This is a genomic window from Candidatus Bathyarchaeota archaeon (genome assembly GCA_026014805.1).
Lineage (GTDB): Archaea > Thermoproteota > Bathyarchaeia > Bathyarchaeales > SOJC01 > JAGLZW01.
Genome location: JAOZHR010000019.1, coordinates 1 through 13,897, shown reverse-complemented (window position 1 = coordinate 13,897; position 13,897 = coordinate 1). Strand labels below are relative to the sequence as shown.

Below are 13,897 nucleotides of genomic sequence, written 5' to 3'. Positions count from 1 at the left end.
ATTTGGAAGTTTGCGTGCGAACCGACGACACTCGTAGGCTTCAGGCTGGAAGGCTGACTTATGGTAACATGAGGAAACACGGTATCCCCGTGAACGCCATCGAGGCTGGCATGGGCGTTCTTTACGACAAAGTGATGGGCGCCTTTGACTACCACATGTACACCGGTGGCTGGAGTGTGGGAAGATTCCCACCAATAACTCTTCACGGTCTGTATTGCACCGAGGGTTGGTATCCCTTTGGACCTAACTACGTTACTGGCGTTGACTGCAGCGGAAACCCAAACTACCCCGAGCTTTGTCAGCTTCTACACAACGCGCGGTATGGCCAATCACACGATGAGATTCTCGAAAACACCAAGAAAGCCTTGGGCTACTTCACCGAACAATGCATAACCATTCCATTGTGGAGCAGCTGCGCTTTTTGGGCTTACAGCAGAAACGTTTTAGGCATTGTCAACATGGAATGGAGGGGACCTGAAAACTCCTACACATTCATGAATGCCTACAAACAAGATGGAACAGCCATCAGATTTGGAATGAAAAGTGCACCTAATGCCATGAATATCATCTACTCAGACTGGTTCTATGATTATCAATGTTTGAATAGGATGAACCTTTACAGTGGCTTCGATGTGCCTCCTTATGACCTTTCAGTTGAGCAAGCTGGCTTTGTTCGGGACTGTGAGATTAGCACTTGGAACGATGACGATCAGGATAAGACAAAGGTTACAAGGTGGTTCAGGGACAATTGCTACTTTGCCGAACCCGTAACTGGAAACCAAAAAGCCAACGTCAACGCCAGCCACTACTTCTTCACCGCTTGGTATATGTACCAGACCCCGGGGCATTTCGTAGCCTTCGAAGACGTCCACCACATTGACATCGTGAACGACTTCCAAGTCGACATCTACTTTAACTCTTTCAGCTTCTGGAACAACTACTATGCTTATTATTATGTGTTGCCAGTTGACGTGTTCCTACAGCCTCCGCTTGCAGACAACGCCACCGAAACATTCGTGGAGGGAATCAACCTCACAACACCAGGCGTGGTTAACCTAAGTGGCAAACCAGTCTGGATTAGCTCAATAACAGCAGATGGCACCACTCTAAACATGTTCAATGAGTACAATATAATTGGGAAAGGGCTGTCCTCAGAGGGCAAGCTGGAAATCTTCACAGACTTGACAGAAAACACCGTGATCGTTGTAGATTACTGGAGTGTTGGAGACGCTGTTGCATACACGGCTGGCGATTTGTCTTGGCAGACAATCTTTGAGGGGGCTGGGATGTACTACGCAACCGACTTTTCACCTGGAGTAGGCGGGAGCCTAACGTTGAAGCGTAACCCCTACTACTGGATGGAGACCCCGCCTTTAGGCGAGATCGACTTCGTCTGGAAATGGGAGAGTGGGCCAAAGCCACGGAACGGCAGCTACAAAATCGACATTTACGACATTGTTATTGCAGCAGGAGCCTACGGCAGCCAGGGAACTGGTGTGCCGGACAAGAAGTGGTTTCCAGGTGCCGATCTAGCTCCTTCAGGCGGCAAGGTTGACATCTTCGACATAGTTACCATGGCCAGCAAATACGGACGAGAATGGGGTTAAACACAAAAATCACCGTGTTGAGACTTCGAAAACTCCAAAAACGCACGCGCATTACTAGATAGATCATAAAATTGATAGTAAATCCTATCAAAAAGCTGTCAAAATCCTGCAACCATGTAATGCAACAATAGCTCATAGGATGGTGCACATGCGCTCTTCAAACTCTAACTCGGCTTTGACATTCACGCATGCATGCAGCATACCTGTGTTCGAGATATCTGTTACATGAAGATTGTTTCTTTTGTCTCTGGTATGTGCACTTCGGTTATTCCAGAAATCTCTTTTGAAAGAGCTTGCGCTTGCTCTAGTTCTCCGTGGATTAGAAATGTGCTCTTCGGCCTTAACGTTTCCACTAGTTGAATCAATTCTACTTGGTCAGCGTGTCCAGATAGCTCTATTTGTTCAACTTCTGCTCGCACAGGGACTTTGGTTCCGTTCATGATGAGTTCCCCTTTTTCCTTGGCAACTTTCAGTGGGCTTTCCGGAGGAAGGTAGCCTGAGTTTATGATTACGGAGTTGTTCTCGTCCGATGCCCACTCGTTTAGCAAGTGAAGGCTTGCACCCGCATGGCCGAAACCTGAGGTGCATATGACTATTGCAGGTTCTTTAATCTGCTCGGTTCGACGAAGTTGCCTTACATGTCGATAGTTGAATGGTTCGTTTTCCTTTTGGATGTTTTTAGTGAAGAGTTGCTTTTGGCTGTTGAAGTACCCTGTGATTTTATGGGCCAGCTTGGATATTGTGTAAACGTGGTATTTTGGCAGGACGCCATCTTCCATGGCTTGGTCGATTCTCTTTGCCATCTCCTGACTTCTGTGGAAGGCGAACGAAGGGATCAAAACATTTCCCTTTCTCTCAATGGTGCAGAGAATTCGCTCCAGAAGCTGATCAACAAGTTCGCTTCTTCGCGGCCTAATTGTCCCCCCGTAAGTTGACTCGACAATTAGTGCTTCAGGTTCTTTTGGCAGGGTCTCTAGTTTACTTCCTTCCAGAATTTCAGTGTCGTGAAGACAGAAGTCTCCTGTATAGAGTATCTCTTTGCCCTCAGTTTGGATGCCGATCATTCTTGCTCCAGCAACGTGTCCTGCTGGGTATAAGCGAATTAACATTCCGGGCAATGCGATAGAATCCCGAATCCACCATGATTTCTTCACATTGTCTGCGTCATGATTATTATATGGGAAGTTGTTTCCATTCATGCGTTGAATCTTTACCATATCACGTAAAAGGGCAGTGGTGACATCGCGAGTCATCCTTGACCCAACTAATACAGAATTTGTGCGTGATAAGTCTAAGAGACTGCCTGAATGATCTAAATGGGCGTGGCTGATGATTACCGCGTCGAAATCCCTTGGAAACTGATTAGCAGTTTTCTCTCCAACCTTGGTTCCATAATCGAGGGCAACTTTCCCGTAGTTAGTTTCGATGGCGATGCAAGAGCCGCCTACTTCTCGGACTCCTCCGAGGAAATGAATTTTCATATGTATGCCTCCTTGTTTTTATAAAACGGCAACTCCTTAAAAATCGGATAAATGCTCACATTCCGACTAGAAGACTGTCACAGCAAAACTGTGTGAAAACAGTGCGTTTTACTTACTCATGACAAGAAACGGCAGTATATTAACCTATTGTACAGTGCTCGAGAGCGCAAGCTAGACGACGAACTTTTCTCTAGGTTTTTGAGAGCAATTAAGGGATAAAACTAGTCATGCAAAAATGGATTCTCCCTTCATAAACTATTTGTTGACTCCATCTTATAGTTTCGCGACATATTGATAGAAAATGGGTTGTTGTGAAAAGATGGAATCCGATTTGAATGTAAATGTCGATGTGACGAAAATGGATTCTGTTGCTAGCATGGGGCTCCTTAGTCCCGGATTGAATTACTACGTACTCAAGGAGAAGTGGTGGGATTGGGGAAGCGGCGACATCTTCAATCGAGATGGTACTTCTGTGGGGAAAATGCACAGACGTGTCATATCACTAAGAGCTCTTATAGAAGTGTCTGAGGTTGATGGAACTCAAGTTTTTACCGTTAACAAGAAGCTGGTTTCCATGCGACCATCTTATATGATCAAAGATGTCGAAGGGCGGTTGCTGGGGAGGACAAATCGGAAGATTCTAACTTTATTCCGTCCAAAACTCTGGTTGGAAGACAACGAAGGACGAAAGCTTCTTGAAGCTAAAGGCAACTTCTTAGGAAAAAACTTTGAGGTAAAAGACATGGATGGTAAGTTGAAGGCAAAAATAGGCAAAAGCGACTTCTTCAAAGACCTAGTGTTGGGGGGTCTCTTCGACTTTTCAGATACCTACGCCATCAAAATTCTGGATTCTGATTACGATAAAAGGCTGCTCCTTGGATTCGTAATCGCCATAGATAACAGCGTTCATGACAAAAAGTAGACACTCTCAGAATCTGACCACAATATGAAGATGCCATTTCTTCAGCGACGTGTTTCGCGCGCAAGAACAGAAAAAGGGGAAATAGAGGCGAGCGCGCATGCTGTTTTGGTCCAACCACCTTTTATCTTAAAATATTTATGGGTTCCGCTTCTCTGTGGATATCAACTACGCCTTAGTTTTTCTTTCAATAATCTAACACAGTGCTTAAGGCAAGCTTTCAAATCGCCTTCTCCGTTAGCTCCTGCAGAAATCGCATGACCACCACCCATGCCTCCAAAATGCTCGCCTAGTGGCTTCGCCAAGTCACGGCCAAGATGTACGCCAGTTGCTTGATAGAATTTGCGAGATGCTCGCATGCTAATTCTCAATTTTTCATCTCTCTGACCAGCAACGATGGCCACGTGGGCACCCAACGAGATTAAGGCTCTGGCAGCAGAAGCCTGATAAGCACCCACATGCGAGAATGCGATAATCCAGTCTCCAACTTTGAGAAGCTTAACTCTCTTTGATGCCTTAAGCCGCGCTATACGCTCAGACTCTTCCATCGGCAAAGAAAGAAGACCCAAAGCTTCCCTTGCATTTACACCTGCATCAATCAAATCAGCAACAATCTTGAGCGTTACTGAGCTTGCCAAAATAAAATGACGTGTATCAAATGCTATGCCTAGAAACAGCGATTTAGCTTCTGCCTCCGAGAATCGAACGTTCATGTCCATGAAAAACTTGTAGATGATTTCACAAGTGGACGACGCGTTTTCATCTGCCACAATAAGAGTTGCCAACTGCTCTGTCTCCGGGTGACTGGCATGGTGGTCAATTACGATTATTGGAGCATCAGAAGCTTCAACTCTTTTTGCCCAATCGTCCAACTGCTGAATGGTATTTGTATCTAACAACACAATTGCATCAGCTTCTTCAATGGGGGGATTGGGTGTTAGCTTTATCGGCAAACTAGTCAGCAAGTGTCTAGACAAGCGGCTGGGCCCTTCTGCTGCTGCGATTTCTGTCCGTAATCTTGGACGAAGGCGCTCGAGCAAACTGGAAAAGGCGAAGGCGGCTCCAATTGCGTCTGGGTCTGCATTATGATGGCATAACAAAACAACAAGTCTAGCGTTGATCTTGTCTAAGAGAGCGGTTATGTCTTGGATTTGCAACTTAGCTCCCTTAAACACTGTTCTATTGCTTCGAAGGCTTTTTCTGTAGCCTCGCTAGCAAGTTTTTCTGCACTGGCTGCCTTTATTAGCGGAGATAAGGTCAGATCAACGCCAACTGAAACTGTGACAGGCTTGGAGCCCACGGTTTCGATGGCGATGTCCAACGTTAAGATTTTCCGTTGAGGAACCTTTGACAAAACATGATCTCGGGCAGCTTTTTCAGCGATTTCCGATAATGTTTGCATCTGGTCTTCAGTAAGCTCCGGTATGCCTATCTCCTGCAAGAATCTCACCAGAGGGCTAAGGTGTTGCGGAGCTTGAAAGGCTAGCGCCCAGGTCGCGTTTGAGTTTTGCTTGTAATTGATTGAGTTGGTTGCGTAGTCTTTCTTCTTGTTTGCCTAGGACTTCTACACGCGTATTTAGAAGTTCTTTGCGTTCTTTTAGTTCGGTCACGACTTTGGTTTTCTTGGACTGTACTAGGAGTGAGCCGATGGACTTGTAGACTACGACGTTCTTAGTTAAATTTTTCAATTCTGTTAAGGCTTGTTCGGTTTCATTTAATTCTAATTCTACTTGTTGCTTCTGTGCCAAAATTGCTTGGAGGTTGCGTTGAAGCTGTTGTAGTCTGAGTAATCGTTCTTGAACGTGAGGGGGAAGCTGTGATATGTCGCTCATTTTTATTCCTCAAAACGTTGCATGCAGCTCTTTTCTCAGCAATATAATGTCGTGTTAATTAAGTGTTTTTACACTGCCTTTTCAAGGCTCGCAACAGCCTCGTACGTGTCTTTTACAAGGGCAGCCCATCGAAGGTACGAATTTAGAGTTGCTCTGAGGGCTGAGGTGTCTTTAGCTTCGATTCGTATAATTAGCTTCTTGCCTTCGCCTTCAATAGAGACTTTCGATCTAGATGTCGCTGGTTTTTTTGTCTCAGGCATCAAGGCATTTAACAAGATTTCTAACTGTTTTTTTGAGGGAAATTCAAAGTGGATTACTGCGTTTCTCTTCATTTTTTTGTCTTCCAAACTAGGTGGGAGACTGTTATTCGTGGGCCGACTTCTATTTTTCCTTTTGCATTTATGAATGTGATTTGGATGCGCCGTGCTGCGTTGAGTGAGATGTACATTGTTGCTTGTGTGTTTGGAGATGGTTTTCCGTTGGCAGATAGTTTTGGAATGTTGAGGAAGTTGGAGAGGGCTTTTGCGAGCTTGTGAGCTTTGAATGGGATTTTGGTTTCTGTTTGGAGAATTAAGGATTTGGCTGCTTCGGTTTGTGCATGTCTGAATGTTTTCTGAAGTCTCACGTTTTTCACGTATATTATAGGGTGGAATTGAACCAAGCCAGCATCGCCAAGTGTGAACAGTTGGATTTTTCCTAGGCCGCCTTTCCAGCGATCGGCCATTATGATTTTTTCAGCTTCGTGTTCTAATGCTTTTACTGCTACGGCGTCCAGATTTGACTTGCCACGGTTGATTCTTATAGAGTTTGGTATAGAACGATTTAGGTCGTTGCAGAAGGTTCTTAATGCCTGATTAGGATTGCGTGACGTGGTTATCAGGAATTTTGGAGTCGTTGTGTTTTTCAAGAGTTGCATTTGCTCCTGCATGGTTGGAGATTATGGGCGAGTAGTGGTTTCTAAAGTTTTGTGAAGGCTTAGATGTGCATAGCGTTTGGATTAGACTGATCTATTTGACTTTAAATAGGCTTCTAGCATGTTTGATTGTTTGGAGATGAGAAGGTTTTATTTTTTTGTTGGTTATATTGAATGGGTGTGTGTGCGGCCGTAGTCTAGCATGGTTAGGACACTGGCCTCCCAAGCCGGCGACCCGGGTTCAAATCTCGGCGGCCGCACCAACAGTGCTGCGAACACATTTCATATTCAATAAACCCAAACGGCATTTTCCGCCAACAATGGATATCTTAGGGTATCCATACGCGCCCATGTTGCTTGTACCGCAACTCTTAAGAACTGTGTTCTTGATGAGTCTGATAGAAACGAGCGTTGAAGATATGTCAGATAAAGAACAACCCGCAAGTGAAGAATTGGTGAAAATAGAGAAATTAACTCCGAATTCGAGAGAAGTGAACATGATTGTGAAGGTGATTTCCAAAAGTGAAGTTAGAAACGTCACAGGGCGAGATTATTCCGTACGCAGAGTTGCAGACGCCTTAGTTGGAGATGAAACAGGATGCGTATACATGACGCTCTGGGATGACAACATAGACAAAGTAAACGCGGAATCTTCCCTGCGCGTCACTAACGGTTATGTAAACCTGTTCAGAGGAAACATGCGCCTGAACATAGGAAGATATGGCAGCTTCGAACTTCTAGAAGAATCTCCCATTACAGAAGTCAACACAGAAAACAACTTGTCTAGTAAACGATACGAACAGGAAAGGCGAGATCGCAGATACGGTGACAGAAGAGGTTACCAGCAAGGAAGAAGATACTAAACGCGCCGAGGGAATCCTAAGCTACTTTACAAGTTTGTTCGGATTCCTTTCAAATTTCTTTTTGCGTTTTACCTTATAGAAATGGTAAGTTTCTCCGTAATAACTCATCTTAAATTTAGATGCGAGCGCGCAGAGTATAATACAGTTAAGCATTATCGGGGTTTTCGTGAGTAACGCAGATAGTTGCGGGGTGTGTAATGCAAGATTGTTTCAATTAGGAAGGAATTGCTAGAAACCCGAATCCCATAGACCACCACTCTGAAGAATAGAATGGCTAAAGCATAATCAAGACTATTCCTGCAATTAACTGGATTGACCCAAGCAATTCCAGCTTCAAATTTTCATTCACGCCCAAACCGCGTCCTTCGACTGTTCTTATCCATAAATCGCGATGAGAAGCTTCCCACACTGGGCTGGGTTTAAACCCGCGACTAATGGAGATATCACCCGTTAACTCTCATTCTTTTCACTTTTCATTGATGTTCCAATGTTAAAGGATTATATTGTGTGTGCGCACCAATAATGCAAGGTTTCGTGTGGTGTCTCTTGGTATGGCTAGTGGGCTTGAGTTTTTAGGTTTAGGTGTATTTTTCGGTTTGGTTGCGGGAGTTTCTCCGGGTCCTCTTTTGGCTTTGGTTTTTTCTGAGACTTTGAAGTTTGGGAGGAGGGAAGGGGTTAAGGTTGCGATTTCGCCTTTGGTTACTGATGTGCCGATTGTTCTGTTTGTTTTGTTTGTGTTGTCTAATTTGATTGGATATGGCTTTGTTGTAGGCGTAGTTTCTTTGTTTGGTGCTGGTTATTTGGTTTATTTGGGTGTTGAGAATTTGAGGGTGAGAGTTGGTGAATTTGAAGTTAAGCTTGGAAGAAAGGATGCTCTGAGGCGAGGTGTTGTTGCGAACTTCTTAAGTTCTTCTCCTTATCTGTTTTGGCTTTCCATTGGTGGTCCAATAATTTTCAAGAGCTTGGATGTTCACTTTTCGGCAATGGTTCTTTTCGTTTTGGGGTTTTACAGTTTACTTGTCGGATCGAAGATAGGTATCGCTTTGATTGTGGATAAATCTAAGGTTTTTCTTGAAAGCAAGTATTATCTGTGGGTTGTTCGTGCCTTAGGGATTGTGCTAATCTTGTTTTCATTAATTTTTGTAAAAGATGGGCTAGCATTAATTGGTCTGCTTTAGTCAAGTGTTCATATTTACACGTGCTGAAATGTTAACCGTATGTAATGAACTGAGAGGGATTTCTTAGGCCAAAACTGCTGTTTTAACAAAAATCAACCGTTACCGTGTTAGAACAGTGACAGACATCACGTCAGACTAGGCAGCTTTGTTTTGCCAAAAAGCACAAATCTGAAGACAGCTAAATAGAGTCATTGGAGAAAGAAACTACATGCCACGCTATATTCTACTTTCAAAGCTAACCAATGAAGGCTGGAAAACTGTTAGAGACAGACCTGAAAGAATCAAAGAAGTTAACAGAGAACTCGAAGCTTTTGGCGTCAAAGTGCTTTCGCAATACGCAACACTGGGCAACTATGACTTCGTTAATATAGTTGAAGCCCCAGACAACAAAACTGTCGCCAAAGTCTCCATAGAGTTGGGCTCTCGAGGAACCATACAAATAACAACAATACCCGCTATCCCAATAGACGAGTTCATCGCATCTATAAAGAAAAAATAACCTCCCTCAGAACCCTCCATCTTTTTTTCCAAAAAACTGTGCACGCGTTAGAGACGAAAACCTTGGACCTATCTATAGACTTATTTCGCGTGATAACAGCCGTTCTATGGACCTATTCCAGAAGAAATGGTTTGCGATTAATTTTTCCTCAATAAGAAAAGTTGTCAAGGCAACACTTGAGCTTTAAGCGTGCGTTACGGCGGGAGTGTGTTGATGATTTTAGTGATGTCGCTGAGTTTTTCTATGGTGTGATCTGGAGGATGTTCTTCTTTTTGCATGTCCTTTAAGCTGTTGAACTGGGATGGAATGAATACTGTTCTCATGCCAACGCCTTTAGCGCCTTGAATGTCTTCCAGTGGGTTGTCACCCACATAAATGGTCTCGTAGGCTTTCACACGCAATCTTTTCAAGGATTCCTGGAAAACCTTCGCGTTTGGTTTACGCCAGCCAACTGCCTCCGAAACAAGGACAGCATCGAAAAAACCGTTAATCCTCAGGTTTCCTAGCGCTGCATAAATGACAGGTGCATAAGTGAAATTGGAAAGAAGTCCAAGTTTATAGTTTTGAGACAGTCTCTGCAGCGTTGATTTAGCGAAAGATCGCAGTCTCAATGCCTCTAGATAGCTATGAAAAAAAGCATTTACTGCAGCCTTGATGTTCTCCTCCTGAGGCGTGGTGGCGTATCCTAGATAGCTTAAGGCTTCAGAAACCCAAACCGCATTAGCAACCTCTACCAATTGCTCGTAGCGGATTTCACGATATTTTTGATATGTTTTTTTGTAGGCTTCGAAGAAGCTTTCGCAGTTGATATTGTAACCGTCTGCAACAAGACTTCTGAACAGTTCTTTTTCTGCGTTTTCAAGGGAGTACCCGACTAATTCTGTCAACGTGCCAATGAAATCGAAAATCACTGCCCTAATCTTCGTCATTTTTTTCAGAGCCTCACCGGAAGATAGATACGCGAAATTTTAATTTAAAGCACAGCGTTTTATTACTAGCTAGCGCTGTGCGGCCGTAGTCTAGCCTGGTTTAGGACGTCGGCCTTCCAAGCCGTTAACCCGGGTCCAAATCCCGGCGGCCGCACCACAACACTGAAACGGAGAGGCTTCCGTTGGAATTTAATGACGAACGTCGCGGAAAACTCGTTGTTGTTGCCCACTGCGTTTTGAATCAGAACTCACGTGTCATAGGCCAAGCTCACTATCCCGCTGTAATTGATGAAGTTGTAGATATTCTAGGAAGATACAACATTGGTTTTCTTCAAATGCCGTGCCCGGAACTAACATACGCAGGAGCTAAGCGCCTAGGAAAAACCAGAGAAGAATACAACACACCTAGTTACAGAAAACATTGCAGACAAATCGCTGCATCAACAGCCAGCCAGCTTGAAGAATTCGCTAAAAATAACATTAAATCAATCGCTGTCCTTGGCATCGAAAACAGCCCAAGTTGCGGTGTAAGCAAACTCCCGGATGAAACCGGCATTTTAATGGAAGAACTTGCGGCAGAGCTAGAAAAGAAGGGGCTTGAAACTCCTATACACGCCCTAAACACACCAGAAATCGGTGCCGACATAGAATGGCTAATGAAACTTCTAGGAGCAGTTTAGATAGGCGGTTTCGTCTTTCTCTGCTTAAACGCTGGTAGTTTGGACCATCTTTCAAACTCGGCGCCAGGCGGGTCATCTTCAAATAACTGTTTTCTGTTTGCTTCCAACAACCGATTTTCCTCGCCTAGAAACTCTGCAGCAGTAACCACCTTATTCCCCGCATCCAAGGCTGATTCAAGAACTTGCTTCGCAGAATCCCTCCATTCTATGTCCCGCAGAAGATGATGCTCCGTAACTACAATCGGAACCGATTTAGCTAGGGCTTCCAAGTTTTTCAAGCCTTGTAGTATTTGCTGCTCGTCAACTCTAGAGCCAGCCAAGTAAAGAGGTGGACCACCGATAATGAGCAGTTGCGGCTTCTCAGCTAGAATGATTCGTAGAATATTATTATCCATCGGTCCTTGTACGTCTGAAGCAAACAGCACCCGTTCATCTTCACGTTCAACAGTGGTCATGAGCACCCAACCCAGCGGCGTGTTGATTGAGCCATGGAAAACTGGACGAGAAAACTTGAGCTTTGTTTCTCCGAAGGAAACGGTCTTACCGTCTGCGAATTTTAGTTTTTTTGCGTGTTTGCCGCCTGTTTTTTCGAAAACCCATCCTCTCCGTCGCTGACTTGCATTAACGTCAACTCGGTAATTCTTAGTTAGCACAAGCTTTCCCCCATAAATCTGTCGCGCAGTTTCACTGTCAGTCCAGTTGCATAGCCAGTCTTCAAAGGAAGGCGTATGATGGTCAAAGTGATAATGACTAATTGTAATCACGTCAGCTTTCCTCGCAAAATCGGCAATTTTTCTTCTGGCTTCTATAATGGCTCTGAATTCGATGGGATGCGGTGGCAACCTAAAACGGAAAGGACAGAGTGACACGCCAGCGTCTAGAAGAACACGAATATCAGTTGTCTCTACGTAAGTGCACATAGATCTTGTGCCGAAGCTTTCCGCAGCCAAAGGCACTACTCTTATTTTCTGAAGCAACGTATTTCGCGTCTTTGTTTTAGATATACGTTTTTATGTAAGCGTATGCTTAATGACATTTTGGTGGGCGATGACGACTTTGGCCCCCCTGACCCAAGTATGATTGGGATCTTGAGAGGGAACAGTCAAGTCGACGTTTCCCAAGAATGCGTGAGCCCACATCTACTTTTCACGAGAGTAGCCAAAAAGTAGAACTAGTTGTCGCTTAGATGCCATGTACAGAATGCAGTATTTTATTGACTTCGCGTTCAATAACAAAATAAGGCAAACAAAAAAAAGGAAGTTGTTTTGCTGGGGTTACCAGCTTTTGCCGTAGTTTCCAGCCGCAGCAACTATGTCGTAGATGTCTATGTCGCCGTCGCCGTCTATGTCGCAGTTAGGGTCATACTGTGGATCTGGCTTTGATACGCCGTAAATGCCAGCCATGCGAACAATGTCGTAGATGTCTACGTCTTTGTCTCCATCAATATCGCCAGGTAATGTCACCAAGATCGTGCCGTCAACCATCGTGTTATCAGCCATGTCAATTTCGCCCGGAACGGTGTCTGCTGTAGCACTTATGGTGTAGTTGCCGTAAGCAAAGCCTGTGGTGTCCCACGTGTAAGTTAGGATTTGGATGTTTCCTGGGTTCAGCGTTACTGATAGTGTTCCAATTACTGTGGTGTTGGCATAAGCAGTGACGTTGAAAGTCTCCGTAAAGCCGCCTTGATTTTCAGCTGTCACGTATATGGTTACATTATTTCCTTGGCCAACTGTTTCAAGCGGTAAGCAGCCAGTCTTGGAGGTCGTAACGTTGATTACAGCTACATCATGTTCGGCAAGTGGCGAGGTTACGACGGCGGCTCTTATGAAGGCATGCCATGAAGGGCCATAACCCAACTGTTGCAAGTATCCTAGAAGTTCCCAAATAGGCACTCCAGGATAAGGTGATGGTGGCGGTCCCATCCAAGACGCGACTGAGTAGGCGTCGTGTGAAACGTATTGAGTATCGTTGTGGACATCAGGCGGGTGCGGAGCCGGGTGTGGCACTGGTATGTGACCCCAGAACCCTGCTTCAGCGGCGTCCCAGTAAGGATCGCTGATGAGTAGTTCGTAGGTTGATGAGTTCACTCCTGCAGAGGTTACGTAGTGGCCTGCTTCAAGGCTGGGGTTGTCGTATAGTGGTATCCATTCGCCAGGGCCTATTTCTTGCCAGAACTCGAGGAATAGCACTACATCTTCGCACCTGTAGATTTCGTCTTCGATCCATAGGAAGTCTGGGAATTCCTCAGTGTGTTCGTAGAACAATCCAACCTGACCATAGTTATGTATGGCCATGTCCCAGTCTATAAAGTCTACAAAGTTGTCAACTGTTATGTCTGCACGCATGTCCCAGTTTGGATCCCCTGGAATGGAAAACATTGCGTTATCTATTATTATCAAGTCGTCATCGTCTACATCTCCATCTCCGTCACAGTCTCCCATTGGGTTGACATTGTGCCACTGAAGATACTGTGATAACCCTGTCTCCATGTCAATGTAGTTTGTGCCTATGTGGGTGAGTCCCGTTCTTTGGCCATCTGCGTCCATTAGGAAGGCTAACTCGTGAACAAGTGGGTCAACGTTCCTTGGATCGTGGTCATCCCAGACGCCTGGGTTGTATGATTCAACTAAGGGGAAGCTGTCGCTTATTGCTGGCGGAGGCACAGGGCTTGGATTGTAAATTGATTCGTATTCAGAGTCTAGCCACCATAATGAGTTTGCAACTGATACTGGACCACACCACGTAAATAATCCTTGACCAGGACCCCAAGTGTCTTGTTTTTGGTCAAAATCTGGCATTCCGCTAGGTGCGTAGTCAGGATATGAGGCTTTCTTGTGCCATGGTGGTGGCGGTGGGGGTTCTTCTGTTATCTTTTTTACGGTGATGTCTACTGCTACCTCGTCAACGGTGACCCAAAGACCTCCGTCTGGGCTTAAAAGCTCGAGCATGTCACCGTAGCTTAGGACGCCGTTGCAATTGTCATACCAATTCTCGAT

At 44.9% G+C, this 13,897-nt stretch carries 15 protein-coding genes and 2 tRNA genes; 8 read left to right on the top strand and 9 right to left on the bottom strand.

Features of this window, described 5'->3' with window-relative positions; all coding sequences use genetic code 11:
- Positions 1-1,607: hypothetical protein (locus NWE91_04585; GenBank protein MCW3985669.1), on the top strand; the 1,607-nt coding region annotated here is incomplete at its 5' end.
- 221 nt (positions 1,608-1,828) lie between these two features.
- On the opposite strand, the gene NWE91_04580 is transcribed toward NWE91_04585, so the two are convergent.
- Positions 1,829-3,088, bottom strand: a complete 1,260-nt coding sequence (locus NWE91_04580; protein MCW3985668.1) for an MBL fold metallo-hydrolase — start codon at positions 3,086-3,088, stop codon at positions 1,829-1,831.
- Positions 3,089-3,407: 319 nt separating this feature from the next.
- On the opposite strand from NWE91_04580, the gene NWE91_04575 reads away from it, so the two are divergent.
- On the top strand, positions 3,408-4,010 hold the full coding sequence (locus NWE91_04575) for an LURP-one-related family protein (GenBank protein MCW3985667.1): 603 nt from the start codon (positions 3,408-3,410) through the stop codon (positions 4,008-4,010).
- A gap of 161 nt (positions 4,011-4,171) precedes the next feature.
- Here the strand turns inward: NWE91_04575 and NWE91_04570 are convergent, their stop codons facing one another.
- From NWE91_04570 to NWE91_04550, 5 genes are all read right to left on the bottom strand, one after another.
- The gene (locus NWE91_04570) at positions 4,172-5,164 is read right to left on the bottom strand and encodes a DHH family phosphoesterase (protein ID MCW3985666.1); all 993 of its coding nucleotides are present in this window, start codon (positions 5,162-5,164) and stop codon (positions 4,172-4,174) included.
- Positions 5,146-5,448: a DUF3194 domain-containing protein gene (locus NWE91_04565; protein MCW3985665.1), complete on the bottom strand. Its 303-nt coding sequence runs from the start codon at positions 5,446-5,448 to the stop codon at positions 5,146-5,148. Before NWE91_04565 ends, NWE91_04570 begins: the two co-directional genes overlap by 19 nt.
- A 16-nt stretch (positions 5,449-5,464) precedes the next feature.
- Complete coding sequence (locus NWE91_04560; GenBank protein ID MCW3985664.1) at positions 5,465-5,839, bottom strand: prefoldin subunit beta; 375 nt, start codon at positions 5,837-5,839, stop codon at positions 5,465-5,467.
- 68 nt (positions 5,840-5,907) lie between these two features.
- Positions 5,908-6,171, bottom strand: coding sequence for a KEOPS complex subunit Pcc1 (locus NWE91_04555; protein MCW3985663.1), 264 nt, complete (start codon positions 6,169-6,171; stop codon positions 5,908-5,910).
- A complete protein-coding gene (locus tag NWE91_04550; protein MCW3985662.1) occupies positions 6,168-6,755 on the bottom strand; it encodes a hypothetical protein in 588 nt (195 codons plus the stop codon). The genes NWE91_04555 and NWE91_04550 overlap by 4 nt, the downstream gene beginning before the upstream one ends.
- A 183-nt stretch (positions 6,756-6,938) precedes the next feature.
- Here NWE91_04550 and NWE91_04545 point away from each other — a divergent pair.
- The 4 genes from NWE91_04545 (at position 6,939) to NWE91_04530 (ending at position 9,292) form a co-directional block, all read left to right on the top strand.
- Positions 6,939-7,015 (top strand) — tRNA-Gly (locus NWE91_04545).
- Positions 7,016-7,141: 126 nt separating this feature from the next.
- A complete protein-coding gene (locus tag NWE91_04540; GenBank protein ID MCW3985661.1) occupies positions 7,142-7,615 on the top strand; it encodes a single-stranded DNA-binding protein in 474 nt (157 codons plus the stop codon).
- Between the two features lie 551 nt (positions 7,616-8,166).
- The gene (locus tag NWE91_04535) at positions 8,167-8,793 is read left to right on the top strand and encodes a LysE family transporter (GenBank protein MCW3985660.1); all 627 of its coding nucleotides are present in this window, start codon (positions 8,167-8,169) and stop codon (positions 8,791-8,793) included.
- A gap of 208 nt (positions 8,794-9,001) precedes the next feature.
- Complete coding sequence (locus tag NWE91_04530) at positions 9,002-9,292, top strand: GYD domain-containing protein (GenBank protein ID MCW3985659.1); 291 nt, start codon at positions 9,002-9,004, stop codon at positions 9,290-9,292.
- A 194-nt stretch (positions 9,293-9,486) separates the two neighbouring features.
- Here NWE91_04530 and NWE91_04525 read toward each other — a convergent pair whose 3' ends face one another.
- A complete protein-coding gene (locus NWE91_04525) occupies positions 9,487-10,221 on the bottom strand; it encodes an HAD family hydrolase (GenBank protein MCW3985658.1) in 735 nt (244 codons plus the stop codon).
- Between the two features lie 79 nt (positions 10,222-10,300).
- Here NWE91_04525 and NWE91_04520 point away from each other — a divergent pair.
- Both NWE91_04520 and NWE91_04515 read left to right on the top strand, forming a co-directional pair.
- Positions 10,301-10,378, top strand: a tRNA-Gly gene (locus NWE91_04520).
- A gap of 25 nt (positions 10,379-10,403) precedes the next feature.
- The gene (locus NWE91_04515) at positions 10,404-10,901 is read left to right on the top strand and encodes a hypothetical protein (GenBank protein MCW3985657.1); all 498 of its coding nucleotides are present in this window, start codon (positions 10,404-10,406) and stop codon (positions 10,899-10,901) included.
- Here NWE91_04515 and NWE91_04510 read toward each other — a convergent pair.
- A complete protein-coding gene (locus NWE91_04510) occupies positions 10,898-11,851 on the bottom strand; it encodes a hypothetical protein (protein MCW3985656.1) in 954 nt (317 codons plus the stop codon). The genes NWE91_04515 and NWE91_04510 overlap by 4 nt on opposite strands.
- Before the next feature lie 324 nt (positions 11,852-12,175).
- The coding region (locus NWE91_04505; protein MCW3985655.1) for a hypothetical protein at positions 12,176-13,897 on the bottom strand (1,722 nt) is incomplete at its 5' end.